Annotated in this window: 12 protein-coding genes; 8 read left to right on the top strand and 4 right to left on the bottom strand. The window is 41.0% G+C overall.

Going from position 1 to position 17,774, the window contains the following annotated elements; all coding sequences use genetic code 11:
- Window positions 1-237 precede the first annotated feature (237 nt).
- Genes H7A25_06745 through H7A25_06730 form a run of 4 tightly spaced genes read right to left on the bottom strand, consistent with a single transcriptional unit; the run spans window position 238 to window position 9,397 of the window.
- A complete protein-coding gene (locus H7A25_06745; GenBank protein ID MCP5499584.1) occupies window positions 238-2,019 on the bottom strand; it encodes a ferredoxin in 1,782 nt (593 codons plus the stop codon).
- Window positions 2,020-2,034: 15 nt separating this feature from the next.
- The gene (locus H7A25_06740; GenBank protein ID MCP5499583.1) at window positions 2,035-2,997 is read right to left on the bottom strand and encodes a 2-oxoglutarate oxidoreductase; all 963 of its coding nucleotides are present in this window, start codon (window positions 2,995-2,997) and stop codon (window positions 2,035-2,037) included.
- On the bottom strand, window positions 2,998-4,863 hold the full coding sequence (locus H7A25_06735) for a 2-oxoacid:acceptor oxidoreductase subunit alpha (GenBank protein ID MCP5499582.1): 1,866 nt from the start codon (window positions 4,861-4,863) through the stop codon (window positions 2,998-3,000).
- 10 nt (window positions 4,864-4,873) lie between these two features.
- A complete protein-coding gene (locus H7A25_06730) occupies window positions 4,874-9,397 on the bottom strand; it encodes a 2-oxoacid:acceptor oxidoreductase family protein (protein MCP5499581.1) in 4,524 nt (1,507 codons plus the stop codon).
- A gap of 285 nt (window positions 9,398-9,682) precedes the next feature.
- On the opposite strand from H7A25_06730, the gene H7A25_06725 reads away from it, so the two are divergent.
- The 8 genes from H7A25_06725 to H7A25_06690 all read left to right on the top strand — a co-directional run bounded on the left by H7A25_06725 (window position 9,683) and on the right by H7A25_06690 (window position 17,768).
- Window positions 9,683-9,949, top strand: coding sequence for a hypothetical protein (locus H7A25_06725; GenBank protein ID MCP5499580.1), 267 nt, complete (start codon window positions 9,683-9,685; stop codon window positions 9,947-9,949).
- Window positions 9,950-10,086: 137 nt separating this feature from the next.
- Window positions 10,087-10,416: a hypothetical protein gene (locus tag H7A25_06720; GenBank protein MCP5499579.1), complete on the top strand. Its 330-nt coding sequence runs from the start codon at window positions 10,087-10,089 to the stop codon at window positions 10,414-10,416.
- Entirely contained in the window at window positions 10,413-11,927 is a 1,515-nt protein-coding gene (locus tag H7A25_06715) for a UDP-N-acetylmuramoyl-L-alanyl-D-glutamate--2,6-diaminopimelate ligase (protein MCP5499578.1), read from the top strand. The genes H7A25_06720 and H7A25_06715 overlap by 4 nt, the downstream gene beginning before the upstream one ends.
- Window positions 11,928-11,941: 14 nt before the next feature.
- Complete coding sequence (locus H7A25_06710) at window positions 11,942-13,057, top strand: phospho-N-acetylmuramoyl-pentapeptide-transferase (protein ID MCP5499577.1); 1,116 nt, start codon at window positions 11,942-11,944, stop codon at window positions 13,055-13,057.
- 2 nt (window positions 13,058-13,059) lie between these two features.
- The gene (locus tag H7A25_06705; GenBank protein MCP5499576.1) at window positions 13,060-14,211 is read left to right on the top strand and encodes an FtsW/RodA/SpoVE family cell cycle protein; all 1,152 of its coding nucleotides are present in this window, start codon (window positions 13,060-13,062) and stop codon (window positions 14,209-14,211) included.
- Window positions 14,208-15,305 carry a UDP-N-acetylglucosamine--N-acetylmuramyl-(pentapeptide) pyrophosphoryl-undecaprenol N-acetylglucosamine transferase gene (locus H7A25_06700; GenBank protein ID MCP5499575.1) on the top strand — a complete coding sequence of 366 codons (1,098 nt, stop codon included), beginning with the start codon at window positions 14,208-14,210 and terminating at the stop codon, window positions 15,303-15,305. The genes H7A25_06705 and H7A25_06700 overlap by 4 nt, the downstream gene beginning before the upstream one ends.
- Window positions 15,286-16,662, top strand: a complete 1,377-nt coding sequence (gene murC, locus H7A25_06695; GenBank protein ID MCP5499574.1) for a UDP-N-acetylmuramate--L-alanine ligase — start codon at window positions 15,286-15,288, stop codon at window positions 16,660-16,662. Before H7A25_06700 ends, murC begins: the two co-directional genes overlap by 20 nt.
- Window positions 16,663-16,733: 71 nt before the next feature.
- The gene (locus H7A25_06690; protein MCP5499573.1) at window positions 16,734-17,768 is read left to right on the top strand and encodes an alpha/beta hydrolase; all 1,035 of its coding nucleotides are present in this window, start codon (window positions 16,734-16,736) and stop codon (window positions 17,766-17,768) included.
- Window positions 17,769-17,774 lie beyond the last annotated feature (6 nt).

The following is a 17,774-nucleotide window of genomic DNA, read 5'->3' as shown; positions in this document are numbered from 1 at the left end:
TGATAGGGTAATATTATGACAGGTTACTATAAAATAAAAGTAAAAAACATATTTAGAGATTTTTTTTTAAGGATATCTATAACGGCTTTAATTATTCTAATTGCAAGTAATCTATGTTTTTTTGATTTTGGAGTATCCGCTTAAAAAACCTGGTAGACATTCCCTTGACTACCCGTATAAACCGGTAGTCAATAGGAGTTTTCCAGAAAAACCAGTAGTTTTCATCCCCCTTCTTACTTAGTTATACTTCTCAGCTCTTTTGATAAGTTTCTCCAGGTCTTTCTCTTTCTCATCCCAGGGTTTACCCGGATGTATAATGCCTGCGGAACACTTTTCAGCAGCTTTCACCATATCTTTGAAAGGGCCTCCCCTGGGGTTTTTTACTATAGCCTGTTTCTCCGAATTATAAGCAAAGATGTTCCGGTTAATCGTAACACACTCATCACAGGCAGTACAGAGACTTGAGTCTATCCAGAGTTCTTCCTTGGGTTTTTCAGAAGGTCCGGCCTGCGGCTGTTGCGGCTCAGAGGAAAATGCCTTTCCATTTGAAAGGGAAGTATAACTCAGATTGGATACCAGCTCAGTTATGCCGGCTCCATTTTTATTTAGAAGATTAACAACCAGGTTACGAAAGCTCTGACTTAACAACTTTTCTTTTTCTGCATCTTTTTCTTCTATAATTTTGGCAGCCTGCTCCTTTAATGCCTGCTCCTTTTCCAGTTTAAGCTGTATTTTTAAAGCTTTGAGCTTCTCTTCAAATTCAGGATTGGCTATACCTGCCCAATTTTGCATAACTCGCCAAATTTTTGCATGTTCTACAGAAAGTGCAACTATAACCTGAGATACAAGCCAGGATTTTCCTTTACTATCATGAGCAATCGGATAGTAATGTTCCCGGTTCCAGCGATCCAGATCCAGATATTCACTGACATCTATAGGACGCTTTTTTCCCTGGTTCTGTGGTTCCGTAAAATGATCCTTTGCTAAACCTTCCCTGCATAGAAAATCAGCAAAAGATATAGTAGCCCGATGGGAAATACTTCCCTGTCTTGCAATTTCTTTTCCCCAAATTTCGTTTAATTCCAGGTTTCCTTCGAGGCTAATACAAGAACTAAAATTAAAATCTATACCCGGATTATATTCAAAATAAGGAACATAACGACCGACTGCTGCCAGATAAGGATTTTCTTTCCCTAAATAGAGCCTGATAAAGCTTGAATAATGTCCCGACCAGCAGTTCTCTAATTTCTTCTGAAAAATTTCCCTATCTACTTCTACAGGACTTTGAAAATAGTGTATTTTCTGGAGAGCAGGAGCTAAAAGTGCCAGATCGGTAGGAACTAAATGAGCGAAATATTCCTCGGAGTCTTCTGAAGCAGGCGGCAGAACGGGCTCGGTTTCTAAAAACATTAGTTTTATAGGATATTCGGATTTACTAATTTCTCTCAATACAGAGAAAAAATCTACCGGGCTTTCTAATTCTCCCATTTTCCAGACTACAAAACAGGAAGTTAATTCCCATTCCATCTTTGTTAAATTCACACTTTTTAATATTTCTTTCTCATAGAAAGCTTTGTGTTGGTTAAAGCTTGCATTCTTTTCAAAATCATAGATACGGTAGGCGTAAAAGAGTTCGTTAAATGGATGAAAATGCTCTTCTATAGAAGGAAGTAAATTCTCATAATCGGAATCAAAAGAAAACTCTTTAAAGAATGGGGAAGGCAAACCCTGTTTATTATATTTTTCTAAAATATCAATGGCTCTTTGAATCCCTTTCTTTCTTTGTTCGGGAAAGTCTTTGTGTTTTTTCTTATCCAGGATTTTAGAAAGAGAAGAAGTATCAAGAAAACTATCAGCAAATTCTCCAAATTTATCTAAATGGTTTTCAGATTCTACCTGGTTTTTCTCCAGCATCTCTTTGAAAAACAATAAGATTTCCTGGTTTTTTTCTTTCAGGACAGTTTCTTTACTATACCAAATTTTTGTTAACTGTTCTTGAATCATTAAATGTAATTTCATTTTTCCCTCTTTCTATTACACAAGGTATTTATCTAACTCGCGGTTGAAATCTGCAACTTTCTCTTCCGGAGATTTTTGTATAACTTTTGAATGCCGTATTTGATTATAACTGGGAATTTCCGGATTATAATATAATAGCCCCATAGGCTCCTTTTCTTTGTCACCGGCAATTTCCCTGGCATGTTGCAGGTCAAAAGGATTATGTTCTACGACCTCTCCCATTCTTTCGAGGTTAGAACTCACCGAGATACCCTTCGGATTCTTTAAAAAACGCATGGGAACCGTCACCTTATTTCCCTGCATAAACGCATCGGGTGAAAATATGGGGCAGCGTTGTAAAATACGCACAAAAGACAATCCTTCATGATCCCAAGCCTTTTCAATGGTCTCACTCAGGTGGGCCGGTAGCCAGGTAGCTGTCTGGGCAAGAAAGGAAACGTTGGTAACACCGAGTATGGTAGTAAGGGGATTCAAAGCTTCGAGATAAGCTCCTTTAGGACTCGTGTTCGTTGCAACTCCCATCTTTGTAGTGGGAGAAGCCTGCTTCTTTGTTAGAGCATAAATTTCATTATCAAAAACAAGAACCGTTAGATTAACATTATAACGCAAAGCGTGAATCCAGTGACCGGCACCAATACTGAAACAGTCTCCATCTCCCATTACGGTAATAACATGCAAATCTGAGCGGGCAAGGGATACTCCGGTTGACAGGGGCAGAGCACGTCCGTGAATTCCATGAAAACCATACGTTTTTAAGTAATAAGGAAAACGGGAAGAACAACCAATTCCCGAAACGCATACAACCGACTCAGGATTAATTTGTCTTCCTCTCAGGATTTTTTGCACAGAACTTAAAATGGCATGATCTCCGCAACCCTTGCACCAGCGAGCAATTTCCCCTTCGTAGTCTTCTAAATAAAAGCTATGTTCCAGTTCACATTCGTGCTGTAAATATTCATCGATTTCGGCAGAATACATTTATTTTATCTCCTTTAAAAAACCACTCAGGGCTTCTTCAATCTCACCAGGCATAATCGGCCTTCCTAAAACACGGGAATAGCAGTCAATGTCGGTCAAAGTATGTGCTCTTAAATAGAGTGCCAACTGACTCATACGTCTATTTTCAGAGTCGATGTAGGGAGCTATTTTGGGATCACTATAATTTAGCTCAACAGTCATCACTTTTTTAAATTTTTGAAAAACCTCTTTTAAACCGGAAGGAAGAGGACATATAAATCTTAAATGTAAGGAAGATATTTTATGACCTTTTTCTTGTAGAGAACGAACGGCTTCTTCAATGGCACCTTTTGTCGAACCCCAGCCCAGAATCAGAAGGTCTCCTTCTTCTTCTCCCATGATTTCGGGTAGTTTCAAAGATTTTTGTAAAACCGCTAACTTCCTACTTCTCATAGTATGACCGAGTTCATTCGTTTCCGTATCATAACGCACAAGCCCGGCACGATTGTGGTTGAGTGAGGAAGTCATGCCTACTCCATTTTTTTGACCGGGTATAAGCCTTTGAGAAAGACCGGTTTCTGCATCCCAATCAAAACCCAGACTACCCGGTTCCAGGGATTCGCGGGAAGGAGCCGGAGGAATACTCCCTTCTTTTACTTCAGGACGTGGGAATAGTTGAACGCCAGTAGCCAGATTGGCATCGGAAAGAATAATCACAAGCATACGAAAATCTTCCGCAATCTTACGTGCGGTTTTCATTATATAATAACACTCTTCGATGGTAGCCGGTGCAAGAATAACTTTGGGTGCATCTCCGGGAGTACTATACAAAGAAGCTAACAAATCACTCTGCTCAATTTTAGTAGGTAAGCCGGTACTGGGACCTCCGCGCTGTACATCGACTACAACCAGAGGAGTTTCGGTCATAACCGTAAGCCCCAAAAATTCGGTTTTTAAGGCCATGCCCGGGCCGGAAGTAATGGTGAGAGCAGGCTTTCCGGCATAGGCAGCCCCAACAGCTACTCCTATAGCAGCAATTTCATCTTCCGCCTGATGCACAAAACCACCAAAGCTTTCAAATAGGGAAGAAAGAAAATGTGAAGCAGATGTGGCCGGAGTAATGGGATACATAGAGCAGAGTTCAAAACCGGCAGCTATAGTACCGAGAGCAATAGCCTGGTTTCCATTCATGGCTACCATGGGTTTTTCAAGGGGAATCGAGTCGATTTCAAACTGATAATCAAATATTTTTTCAGCGAAGTAATAACCGTTTTCTACAAGAGCAATGTTCTTTTCCTGAACTGAGTCTGACTTCTTCTCAAATGTATCACTTACGCATTGACGTAGAATCTCCAGGTCCCTGGAATAAAGAAAACTCAGGACACCGAGGGCAAACATGTTTTTTCCCTGTCTCGGATCATCCAGTATCTTCTTTGTTTCTTCTTCAATGGGAATCTCGTAGATCCGGGCACCTTTATCCTTCAAATCATTCAGGATTTTTCTATAGCCCTCCCGAATTTCCATTAACTCATGAGTTGCCCACTGATTGTCTATTATAACAATTACATCCTCAGATAAAGCATCGTTCTGAACACGAGAAAGAAGAGACATTTCATTAAAAGCTAATACCACATTGGCTCTATTCCCTCCGTTCGTGATGGTTTTTGTACCCAGCCGAATTCTATTTCCGGAAGCACTTCCCACTGTATGAGGAGGAGGTTGTATTTCAGAAGGAATAATTTCTACTGTCCAGAGACTATTCCCCATCCTGGCGGAGACTTTTGCGAAAGTTACTCCGGCTTTTTGAGCTCCCTCTCCTGCATCGGAAACAAATTCGACTACATGATCTTTTACCGCGATCTTTTTAATTTCTGCCACCTGAGTCATATCGGCCTCCTTATGCAACCTGACCCGAAGCCAATTGCAGTAGTGATTGGGTGAATTTATCTACCATTTCAGATTGCACCTGCTTACGAATATCATTTTCGCTAACTTTTTCTTGTTCAGCACCGGCGAGAAAAGTAATGGTTTTCCAGAAGTTTACCCTGTCCATTGTAGCGGCTACGATTTCAGAAGAAACGAGTAGCCTATCTAAACCTTTTTTGGCATCAATGGCCCAGATATAAGGATATTTATCTTTTTTCTCTTCTTCGTTCAAGTCTATGAATTCTGTAAGAGGAATCATTTTGTCATCATCCCAGGTTTCGTGTGGAGCATGCCGAAAGTGATTCCGGAAACGACCTTCAGTTGCTGCATAGTCAGCAAAAGTCATTTCAATTTTCATATTTTTTTCGACTCCTCTTTCATCCCGGTAACGTAATTCATATTCGGGCCAGAGCTTGTCAGGTTCCGGATTTCCTTCAATATCAAAGCAGTCCTGAATGTTTGCTCCCCGGTCCGGGTTATAACGGAAAACCGGGTAAGCACGGGATTCAAGAGCCAGACGGGCCTGATCAAAAGTCACATCATCTGCGACTCCGTGTTCTGCCGGACAGCTACAGAATACATTGAAAATAGCCGGTCTTTTGGAGCGAATTCCTTCAATAAAACCTTCTATCAGGTGAGTAGGATTGGCAACACTACTTTGCAGGACATAAGAGGTTCTATGAGCAAGGGCGATGAAACCAATTTCTTTCCGGATTTCTTCTTTTCCGTGATTTTTCTTGCCATAAGCCGCCATATCGCTTATCTGACCCGGGAAACCGGAAGTACAGGCCTGGCCTCCTGTATTCGAATAAACCTGGGTATCTAAAATTACGACCTTAATGGGTTTTCCGCTCATCATTAAACGGGATAGGTTCTGGAAACCGATGTCATACATGGCACCATCTCCACCTACAGCGATAACCGGTGGACAGAGATGGAATTCATCATCGGTGAACTTTTGCCAGTTAAAGTATTTCAAATCTTCCTCGGGACGAAGACCGAGTTCCATTTCTGCCTGACGGATGATTTTAAATTGCTCGGCCATTTTTCTCATATGACCTTCAAAAATTCCCATAGCAATAGAAGGACTATCCTGAAACAGATGATTGGTCCAGGGAAATGGGTAAGGGTTAATCGGATAGGTGGAACCCCAGACCGAAGAGCAGCCTGTTGCATTGATCATACCCATGGAAGAACGACCCTTGCCGCTCGTGCCTGTGGCGTAACGCCATTGAATTTGCTTTAATTCATTTACCAGATGGGCAAGGACTTTTAATTTTTCAGAATCTATAGCCACCTTTTGTTCTTCTAATTCGGCAGAAATTTCGGAACGAGTCCAGGCGGTATGGCCAGGGCTATTTAAAATTTTCTCTAAAATCCCCGTATCTTTTAGCTCCGGAGTGAGGCTGGATTTGATTTTTTCTTCTAACTTGAGAGTCAGGAGGTTTACTTTCTCGAGGTGCTCTACTACGCGCTTTTGCATCAGGGCCGTTACTGTTGCCGTAAACAAATGCAGAACTGTTTTTTCCGCACAACCCAGACAGGCTCCGTCCCCGCTCACAATAGAGAGATAGTTATTCTTATTCAGAAGTAAAGTTTCAAGAGCTCCGATACCTTCTTCGAGGTCATCAATACGGATATACCTGGAATTTGTATCGGGTAAATCCTGCCAGAATTCCCAGTTTTGTTGTAGAATCCTTACCGATTCTTCGGTTTGTGTCTGAGGAACAAGTGCCTTATCATTACAAACATCCACACATTCCATGCAACCCTTGCAGGTATAGGGGTTTATATTAATGGTCAGTAAACCTCCTGAACCCTTTTCCGCTTTTTCCATGCGGTTGTAAAAAGGACGGGTAATAGAGAATTGTACATTCTTAATTTCTGACCAGAAATTTTGAAACTCGGCTTCCATGTCTCTTTTTTCTTCCGGTTGAAGCCCTGGTGATTTAGTAATTTCTTTTATTGCAAATTTCAAATGATCCAGAAAGGAGTAGCTTACATCACCGGTATCGATTTTATTACGAACATTTTTTTCCAGGGCCGGTAAAACAGGACTGATATACTGCACAGATTTACCCTGCTTCTTAAGACGCTTAACAACAGTTCCAAAGACCTGTTTTATTTCGCTGACAAGACCGGGAATTGCAGAGTCAGGACACATCGTCCAGCAACTACCACAGCCGGTACATTTTTCTGCAATCCACTGAGGATGCTCAAAACGAATGTTTGTCATGTCTCTAAAAATTCCTGTAGCAGCCGGAATCAGACTCATGCCAATAAAAGGATCTGCAATTACATCATTGCCAAGTCCGTTTAAATAAAAATAACCGGTTTGCTGCCAGAATCTATGTATGTCTGTTTTGAGATTGGAGTTAACAGGCATTTTTTCTAAAAGAGTCGGCATGCCCTGTACTTTTAAAAGAGTTTTGGGTTCTTCGGGCTTCAGGATGAGTTCTGTAATGCTCTTTGTTTCTTCATAACCACGCAGTACAACTCTCAGGTTATCTTCAATAACCCTTTTACCTTTTGAGCCAAATTTTGATTCTATCTGCTCCCGGATCTTTGTAAAAAGTTCCGATTCGCTTAACGTTCCTTTTAGCTTTTCTTCTACGGCAAAAAAACTTCCCTGGAAAGCCATTCCCTGCATTCTGAATTGAAGTTCTGCATCAGTAGCTTCCTCTCTGGCGATTTTAAAGGCATCGATGAAGTATATCTTGATTTTGTTATCAATTATAATTTTTTGATATTTGTGCGGAATCGTATTCCATACTTTTTCCGGATCTTTTAAATCGCTCTGTATGATAAAGGTTCCCCCTTTTTTTAAACCGGCGAGGGGATTGGAATGTTTGAAGACATTCGGGTCCGGTGACAATACCGCGTCAACATAGAAAAATTCACAGTTTACCCGGATAGGTTCGGGCGCCACAGCGAGATAATACGTGGTGGGTTGTCCTTTTTTTTCTGAACCGTATTTCGGATTGGATTTAATGTAATAACCGAGGATATCAGAAAGGGTCATGGTTAAATTTTTTCCCGTAGCCATAGCACCCCAGCCGCCAATGGAATGAATTCTTACTGTGATAGCTCCCTCCGGCATTAAATCAGGGTTTTCAGTACCTCGAATGGCTAGATCTTTCAGGTTCGGATATTTAGAGAGGAGTTCTTTTTGATAATCTTCCTGGTTTTTGGTTATAGATTTTTCCCGAACAAAATCTATGGAAAGATAAAACATCTTTTTGTTTTTACCACCGGGTAAGACATTTTCTACAGCACCGATAAGTGCTTCAGGTTGTGTATCTCTACTTCCCAGTCCGTAAGAAGCTGAATAGAGTTCCGGTGAATCGTTTAACTGATTGTAAGTATCGTATTTCGGATAGGGCTTTTCTCCTTCTGCTCTTCCATTTTCATAAGCCTTATTCAAAGCTGAACGAATTTCTCTCATTAAAGGCAGATCTTCTGCCAGGGGCTGATCTGTTCTTTCAAGAACTATCACTTTTTTCTTATTCTTTAAGACTTTACTTATATAGCTTCCGGGGAAAGGACGGAACATGGTAAGATTGACAACCCCAACTTTAAGTCCCCGGCTATTTCTTAAATAATCACTTACAGCCTCAGCATTCGGGATTACGCTTCCCTGCCCTACAAAAAGAATATCTGCATCCTCGGCCCTATAGGTTTCGATGAGTCCATACATTCTACCTGTAAGCTGGTAAAATTCCTCCATGGCTTTCAGGGTTAATTCTTCTATATGATCAAAAAAGAAAGGACGCTGAGAGGCTACACTTTGCATATAGGAGTCCTGATTCTGTACGACACCTGCCATCACCGGGTTGTCTACATCCCAGAGTTCAGGAATACGTCTCCTCGTTTTACCGTAGATAAGCTCCTGGGCTAGTGTAGGAGTTTCAATCAAATCATCCGGTCTTCCTAAAAATTCCGCGATTAATTCTCTTTCCGGGAGTCGTAAGGACTCGATAAGGTGGGTGGTTAAAAAACCATCCTGGGCCACTATGCCCGGTGTTAGTGCCAGTTCTGCAATTTTATGAGCAATAATATTTAAGTCGGCTACCTGCTGGACGTTCTTTGCGAAAACCTGGAAAAAACCGGTATCATCGATTGCGTGATAGTCGTCATGCCCGGCATGTACGTTTAAGGTAGCTTTGGTCATAGCCCTACAACCCATATTTAAAACATAGGTAAGCCTTTTACCTACGGCTGCATATAACGATTCGTGCATGTAGGCTATCCCCTGACCGGAAGAGAAATTCGTTGAGCGTAAACCCGTCATGGATAAACCTGCGGTTACTGCCGCTGCTGCATGTTCTCCTTCCGGCTCAATAAAAATCAAGGGCTTCCCGGAGATATTCAGATGTCCATTAGCAGATTCATAGGCCCAGTATTCTCCCATCTGGGTTGAAGGTGTGATGGGGTAGGCTCCGGCAGCATCCGATGACTCCCTCTCACACATGATGGCAGCTGTGTTTCCATCCATAGCCTCCGGTATTCCCGGATATTTAACCTTTCTTTCTTCTATCATCCCAAGTCCCCCTTATGTTTCAGTGTTTATTTTGCAAGAAATATGCCAATAGAAAGAGCAGGAAATACACATTCCCTTACATCAATTAAAGCACATTGTTCATATGGTAAGCAATATGATATTTTTGCGTGCTTTTTGAATATTACATTGCCTATATAAGCCGAAAAATTGCAGGCTTTTTTTTGGATAAAATAATATTGTTTACCTTTCCTCTTAGAAGTAATATAGTTAAGCTTACAAATGAACGAGGATTCGGAAGAGTTATATGGCATTATTCGCAGGGCGGTAACGAAAGCGGCTGCAGTCGGTATTTCAGAAAGTGACCTGCGCCCGGACAAACACCTGTACTATACCTACGGAATAGACTCTATGAGCATACAGGTTCTCATTCTGGAGCTGGAAAAGGAATTGGAAATCCAGATACCCGAAGATCACTACGATACGAATTATTTTAGCACGATAGGAAGTATTTATACATATCTCTTAATGGGATTGTATAATAAATAAAAACGGGCGAAAACTTTTTACCGGTCAATGCCTGCGGGTTCTATTCCAGAATAGAACTTGACAAATAGAAGGAGTCTAAATTATTATAGGACAGCCAGAGAAATTTAGAGGCCGGTATCAATTTGTTTATAAAAAGAATGATTCGGATTTTTTTCAGTCCGGTAACAGTCCATATTTTACGAGCCCTGCTCGTTGTTTCTATTCCAGCATCCTTATTTTTGTTATATATCTGGCAAAACGTAAACTACGCAAGCTTAAATGCAAAAGTGCGCATTCTCAACCGTCAGAAAGAGAAACTGGTAAAAAAGAATAATGAACTACGTATCGATGTAGCTTCCTCAACCTCGGCAGAAAGGATAGAAAACCTGTATAAAAAGGTATACAACTACCTTCCTGTTCCCGGTGGCAATCGAATCATTACCATTACCTTACCCACAGAAAAAGAACTTCAAGACAAACAAAAGTGAAATTAGAAGAATTACTAAGTGATTATCCTGAAATTTCGATTCTCAGGACTCAATCCGATCCCGATATTCAATATATATACTCCGATTCACGAGAAACCGGTAAGAACGATATTTTTTGTGTCTATGACTCTTTCGGAGAAAAAACCCGGAGCTATCTCGAAGATGCAATTAAACGGGGTGCTAAAGCGGTTTTAATCAGCAAAAAAAACCTTTCTTTACCAGTACCGAAAGACTTCACAACCGTTCTGGTGTCGGAGTCCGATCCGGCCTACTTCCATGGCCCTCTTGCTTCCTGTTTAAAAGGGCATCCTTCCCAACAGCTCCAGATAGTAGCCATCACCGGAACTAACGGTAAAACCTCGATGACCTATATTCTTTCCGACCTCTTTTCAAGGGCCGGCTTAGAATACGGAATCATCGGTACCATACAGGTAATTTATGGAAACCGGGTTTTACACACTGGTTACACCACTCCCGGACCTTCAGAACTCCAGAGCATTTTAAAAAACATGCTCGATGCAGGTGTGAAATACGTCTTCATGGAAGCCAGTTCTCATGGTTTAAAACTGAATCGGATGAACGGTATACACCTGAAAGCAGCCATTTTTACCAATTTAACCCGCGATCACCTTGATTTCCATGAAAACATGGAAGATTACCTGAATAGTAAATATAAGCTTTTTAAACTTCTCTCCAATTCCTATCATGAGGAAAGACTCGCCCTAATTTCTACAGATACAAAGGGAGGAAGGGACATCCTGGCAAAAATAAAAAAAGAAAAACTCCCTCTCAAAACCCTTGCTTTCGGAAAAGGAAAGGACTACGAAGGAGAAGTAAAAAGTCTGAGTCTGAATGGAACAGAATTTTTCCTGAAACCCAAAAAAGGCAGCCCAATCGACTTACAAACAAACCTTCTCGGAAACTTCAATTTCCTAAACGTGTCCATGTCCTATATCGCGGCCCTGCATTTAGGTCTGGAAGAAGAGCTGATCCAGGATTCGATTAAAAACCTGCACCCTGTAGATGGACGTTTCCAGATCGTTTATAATCGAAGACGAAACCGGCTTGCGGTAGTAGATTATGCCCATACCCCTGACGCTCTTCTGAATGTATTGAAGAGCCTGAAAGAAATTCCTCATAGTCGCCTTATCTGCCTTTTTGGTTGTGGTGGAGATAGAGACCATACCAAGAGACCTATCATGGGAAAAATTGCTGCCGAAAACTCGGATATGGTCATTCTGACTTCCGACAACCCGAGAACCGAAGATCCGGAAAAAATCATCGATGAAATTGAAGCCGGATTTCCTAAGGGTTTTACTTCCTATATTCGTCAGAGTAACCGCAGGCAGGCTATTTTAAAAGGAATACAGGTTCTTCCGGAAGAAGGCTTCTTACTGGTAGCCGGTAAGGGGCATGAAAACTATCAAATCATTGGCTCCTCAAAAGAAAATTTTAGTGATACAATTGAAATACAGAACGCTTTTGAACTGGACGAAGAAAGCAGGAGATAAAAATATAATTACAGATGTTCTTATACTTTTTCCATGATCTACTCGGCCCCGACCCGGGCTTCTTTCGAATTTTTGGCTATGTTACCTTCAGAGCCCTCATGGCGGGACTCACCTCCATGTTTCTAACTTTCTTTTTAGGAAAACGAATTATCGCCTACCTGTATAAGATTCGCTTTAAAGAAAGTATCCGCCCCGATGGTCCGGCTTCCCATGAGGTAAAATCCGGCACTCCTACTATGGGCGGTCTGATGATTATTTCAGGGCTAATTGTATCTACCCTGCTCTGGGGAAACCTGAAGAATCTCAACGTGCTTTTAATTTCTGTTTTCAGTATTCTTTTCAGTGCCCTTGGCTTTCGAGACGATTACGAAAAGGCGATTCTGAAAATAAAAGGAGGTATGAAAGCGAGAGTCAAATTCGGAATCAGCATTCTCCTTGCTTTAAGTTTCTGCCTGCTGTTTTTTTTAGTCACCGGGGAACCCTCAAATTCCAGTAAGGGAATTACCTTTGCCCTGACAGACCTTTTTCTACCTTTTCTCAAAGGCCCGATCCTGTCCCTGGAAATACTCTTTGCCATTCCCTTTTCTATCTGTGTTATTATCGGGACTACTCATGCAGTCAATCTTACAGACGGTCTGGATGGACTGGCAACCGGCACAGTAGCCATCTCCAGCATCACTTTCGGAATTATCGCCTATGTATCCGGAACCCCAGTAGCTGCTAATTACCTGAATATTCCTTACCTTCCAGAAGCCCATGAATACTCAGTTTTCATTTCTGCCCTTACAGGTTCATTAATCGGCTTCCTGTGGTTCAATTCCCACCCGGCAGAAGTTTTCATGGGAGATACAGGCTCCCTCTTTTTAGGTGCTACCCTCGGTATGATTTCCATCCTGTTAAAAAAAGAACTTCTTCTGGTCGTTTTAGGAGGAGTTTTTGTAGCAGAAGCCCTGAGTGTAATTTTACAGGTAGGCTCCTTTAAACTCCGGGGAAAACGAATCTTCCGAATGGCACCCCTGCACCACCATTTTGAACTGGGAGGAATGAAAGAAACAAAAATTGTTATCCGTTTCTGGATAGTGGCAATTATTCTTGCACTCATATCCCTTTCCTCATTAAAGATCCAGTAAGAATGAATAAAACCAATTCTCGCTTATCGTCTTTTCTCAGTCCGGGTAAGTATGAAGTAGACTTACCCCTTCTATATTCAATTTTCATCCTGCTTTTTTTGGGTCTGGGCATTATGTTTTCGGGCTCCTCGATAACCGCAAGCAGAGAGTTTCAGGACCCCATGTACTTTGCCAAAAAACAGGCTGCCTGGACAGTACTTTCTATTTTTGGTTTTATACTGATTGCTAATATAGATTATCGTTACTATAAACGCTACGCCAGCCAACTCATTCTTCTTTCTCTTTTTCTCTTAGTTCTCGTTTTTATTCCGGGTCTCGGAAAATCGGTTCATACTTATTACGGAAGAAGCTTTCATCGCTGGATAGGAATAGGTTCTTTCCAGCTCCAACCTTCTGAATTTGCTAAAATTGCAATCGTTACCTATCTCGCAGCCTTTCTCGTCAAGATGAATGAGACAGTCCACAGAACCTATAGAAATTATATCTTACCCGGTTTCTTAGTCCTTTCAGTAATTGCCCTTATCATTATTGAGCCGGCTTTCGGGACCACCCTCGAAATCATCTCCATGATTATTGCTCTGATTTTTATTGATGGCTTTCCCATTCGAAAGCTTCTTTTTGGATTTATCTCATCGATTCCACTTTTGATGATCCTGATATATAAAGTGGGTTATAGAAAGAAGAGAATCGAAGTATGGTTAGACCCCTATAAATACCGCTACGATGAAGGACACCAGCTTGTATCTTCCTTCCGAGCCTTTAATGATGGAGGATGGTTCGGAACCAATGTGTCTACAGGATATTCTCATCGTTACCTGACATATAGCCACACCGACTTTGTTATGGCCACTTATGTTGAAGACTTCGGATATATAGGTTTTTTATTTTTATTTTTTCTATTTATCTTTTTAATCCTCAGAAGTTTTATGCTCATCCGAAGAGTCAATGAACCCTTCGGATTTTTACTGGGAGTCGGGATTATATCCATGATTGGAGTTCAAATACTGATTAACCTGTTTGTAGTTACCGGTGTTTTTCCGATTACGGGTATCAGCCTTCCTTTTGTTAGCTACGGAGGTTCTTCCCTGCTCACGGTCATGCTCTCCCTGGGGATTTTATGTAATATAACCCGAAAAGAGAATTTACAGGTATGAAAACAATTGTTATTGCCGCCGGAGGAACAGGTGGCCACATTTCACCGGGTGTTGCCCTTGCAGAAGCCCTGATGCAAAATAAAGAGAAATATGGTTTTGAGAAACTTTACATCCACTCCCTGAACCGAAACCGGGACAATCCGGATTTAAAGTCTGCTCCCTGTGAACTCATCTGGCATAACTCTCCTCCTATTACGAAAATGTTTTTTCTTTTTCCATTTCCTTTTATCTATAACCTGATAAAAACGATTCTCCGCTTCCAAAAAGAGAAGGTGGATTGCGTCATCTCCATGGGGGGCTACTCCAGTGTTCCGGCACTTTTATATGCCTTATTTTTCAGAAAGAAAATATTCCTCTGTGAACAAAACCGGGTAATCGGAAAAGTAAACCGAATTTTTCTAAAATATGCGAATAAAATAGCCTTTAGCTTTCCTCCCATAACACAAAAAGAAATAAGAGTTCCCCATATTGTTGCAGGTAACCCGATTCGTTCTAAAATATTACCGGAATCAAAAACAAAAGAGTTTCCGAAATCTCCGGAAGAAAGAATCCATGTACTGGTCATGGGAGGTTCTCAGGGAGCCAGACAGATTAATAATATGGTTTTAAACTCTATGGAAAATCCGGAGATTAGTAAAAACTTTCTCTTTCGAATTTTAACCGGGACAGCTCTGTATGAAGAAACCATTACCAAGATAAGAGGTCCGATAGAAAAGGATAATATTATCTCCTATTCCGTAAACATGAAAGAACACTACGACTGGGCACATCTCGTTATCGCTCGTTCAGGTGCAGGAGTGATTTCCGAGTGCATCGCTTTCGGTCTTCCGATGATACTTATCCCCTACCCTTATGCTTCCGATAACCACCAGATGGAAAATGCGAAGTTCTGTGAAGAATGCTGTGGTGCCAAAATCATTGCCAGCAAGGAAGAGGATAGCAGTATATTAATAAAATATTTATTAGAAATCAACCAGAATCCCGAATTGCTCTCGAAAATATATGCGCAGACCTGCAAAGATGCAAAATTGCAATCTTCCGTAAATACTATAGACTTTTTCTTTTTATCCCAAGATGAAACTTCCAGAAAATAAGAATGCATTCCTACTCGGTATCGGTGGATCCGGTATGTCGTCTATCGCCCACATCCTTTTAGATAGAGGAATCAGGGTTTTTGGCTACGACAAGAACGATTCGAAAGTAGTAAGGGATTTACAGAAGAGAGGAGCAGAAATTAGCCCGGAACCTTCCGATAAGATTCTCTCCGAACAGGATTACTTTATCTACTCCAGCGCTATAAATCGCAAGAACCATCCGGTTTATAGAAAATTAGAAGAAAGAGGAATTCCTTCCTTTCACCGTTCTGAGATACTACAGAACTTATTCCAAGAAAAGAAATGCGTAGCAGTAGCCGGCTCCCACGGGAAAACCAGCACAACGGCTATGGTTTCTCGAATCCTCCTTCATGCTAAAAAAGATATATCGATTATGGTAGGTGGGAATCTACCATTTTTACAAAACCGGGGAGGACGCTCCGGTAATAGTGATTGGGCTGTTTTTGAAGCCGATGAATCGGATGGAAGCTTTTCAATCTATACTCCCAGGATAAAACTACTCAGTAATATTGATAGAGACCATCTCGACTATTATGGTACCGAAGAAAAGCTTACCGAAGCTTTTGCCAGATTTATCGAGAATAAAGGAGATAGCCTCTCCATAGTCAACCTTTCCGATCCCGGTGTGAGGAATATGTTAATAAAAACCGGGCTAAAAAAAAATATCCTGAGTTTCTCCGAGGATGATAAGCAAATAGAAGGAATTCCGCATTATAGGATTTCCATATATACAAATAAACTTATATTTAAAGAGGATGAAAATTCTTACGAATTAAGCTGTCCCTTTCCAGGAAGACACTATTTACATAACGCTTTCTTAGCTTATCTTGCCTGTAAGCAAATCGGGATAGAAACAAAAACCAGCTTAAAGGCCCTTTCCTTGTATGAAGGAGTTGAGCGCAGACTGGAATTTTTAGGGGATTGGAAAGGTGTAAGACTCTATGATGATTACGGCCATCATCCGACAGAAATCAGTGCTGTATTAAATTCTTTAAATATATTAAAAAAAGAGTATTCTTCTCGTTCCATTGTCCTGTTCCAACCTCATCGTTATACCCGGACTAAAGAATTATACCGAGAATTTGCAGAATCTCTAATTAAGGCTGATAAAATTTTTCTTCTCCCTATTTACTCAGCAGGTGAAGAGGCCATAGCCGGCATCCATACAGGACTTATTGCACAGCGCTTACCAACTGAAAAAACGAGCCTTCTCAGCGGAAAGATAGATGAAGATATACAAATACTGCAAAAGGAATTACAAAAAGGAGATATATTTTTAAGTATAGGAGCCGGTAATGTAAGAAGCTGGGCTGAAAAACTGAAACTAATTTCTTAAGTTTTCCATTTGACCCTCAATTCCCTATACGCTAATCTGGCCTGAAGCTTGAATTTAAAGGGGTATTTTCCATGAAACGTATACTGAAACTTTTTGCTATAGCCATTGCGGGTGTTATCCTGGGGATGACACTTATTTTCATAAGCCTTTACTTATATTTTTCAGGAGACTACAAAGTATTAAGTACCGTAGTTCAGGATCCGAACCTTCCTAAAATTACCGTTAACGGTGTAGTTTTGCACGCGGAAGCTTTCGGGAATCCTAAAAACAAAACACTTATCGTCCTGCACGGAGGCCCCGGAAATGACTACCGCTACCTCTTACCCCTACAGGCTCTTTCAGATAAATACTATGTGGTTTTTTATGACCAGAGAGGAACGGGACTTTCCAAACGACTTGATGCTAAAGCTCATACTCTGGAAGAATACATAAAAGACCTCGATGAGATTATAAAGATCTATTCTCCTATAAAAAAAGTCTATCTCATAGGACATTCCTGGGGAGCTATGTTAGCTACTGCTTATATAGCAAAATTTCCCGATAAGGTAGAAAAAGTCGTACTGGCAGAACCGGGCTTTTTGAACCCGGAAACAGGCAAAGAATTCTTAGAGAAGACCAATTATATGGTTCCTGCTTTTACCTGGTCGGTTGTGAAACACACAACAAAAATCATGTTCCAATCTCTTCATGTAGATGGCCCTGATGATCATGCCCCTCAGGACTTCGCCATGTCGCTTCTCTTATCCAATCCCGATATAGAGGGAAACCCGATTGAGTCCTATTATTGCAACAAAGATTTAAAAACAGCCAGTCTTCCCTATTGGAGAGGAGGATTTGTAGCGAACCGAACCATGTTTCGTGCTGCTATGGATGACAGAGGTAATATCAAGATAGATCTTACCAAAGGATTAGAAAATTATAATGGAAAAACTCTCTTTTTGAATAGTGAATGTAATACAATTATAGGGAAAGAAACACAGGAAAAACATAGTAAGTTTTTTAAGAATCCGGAAACGAAGACCATTCCCGGCGCCGGTCATACTATGATAGGAGAAAAGCCGGAAGAAAGTTTACAGGCTATCCGAGAATTTCTCTCTAACAAGTAAGATTTA

It is taken from the genome of Leptospiraceae bacterium (assembly GCA_024233835.1).
In the GTDB taxonomy this organism is placed as follows: domain Bacteria; phylum Spirochaetota; class Leptospiria; order Leptospirales; family Leptospiraceae; genus JACKPC01.
This window is presented reverse-complemented; position numbering and strand designations above follow the sequence as displayed.

Coding starts and splice junctions, on each gene's coding strand:
- H7A25_06690 (MCP5499573.1), top strand. CDS start 16,734: ATGAAACGTATACTGAAACTTTTTGCTATAGCCATTGCGGGTGTTATC.
- H7A25_06700 (MCP5499575.1), top strand. CDS start 14,208: ATGAAAACAATTGTTATTGCCGCCGGAGGAACAGGTGGCCACATTTCA.
- H7A25_06735 (MCP5499582.1), bottom strand. CDS start 4,863: ATGACTCAGGTGGCAGAAATTAAAAAGATCGCGGTAAAAGATCATGTA.
- H7A25_06740 (MCP5499583.1), bottom strand. CDS start 2,997: ATGTATTCTGCCGAAATCGATGAATATTTACAGCACGAATGTGAACTG.
- H7A25_06725 (MCP5499580.1), top strand. CDS start 9,683: ATGAACGAGGATTCGGAAGAGTTATATGGCATTATTCGCAGGGCGGTA.
- H7A25_06745 (MCP5499584.1), bottom strand. CDS start 2,019: ATGAAATTACATTTAATGATTCAAGAACAGTTAACAAAAATTTGGTAT.
- H7A25_06730 (MCP5499581.1), bottom strand. CDS start 9,397: ATGGATGGAAACACAGCTGCCATCATGTGTGAGAGGGAGTCATCGGAT.
- H7A25_06720 (MCP5499579.1), top strand. CDS start 10,087: ATGATTCGGATTTTTTTCAGTCCGGTAACAGTCCATATTTTACGAGCC.
- H7A25_06710 (MCP5499577.1), top strand. CDS start 11,942: ATGTTCTTATACTTTTTCCATGATCTACTCGGCCCCGACCCGGGCTTC.
- murC (MCP5499574.1), top strand. CDS start 15,286: ATGAAACTTCCAGAAAATAAGAATGCATTCCTACTCGGTATCGGTGGA.
- H7A25_06705 (MCP5499576.1), top strand. CDS start 13,060: ATGAATAAAACCAATTCTCGCTTATCGTCTTTTCTCAGTCCGGGTAAG.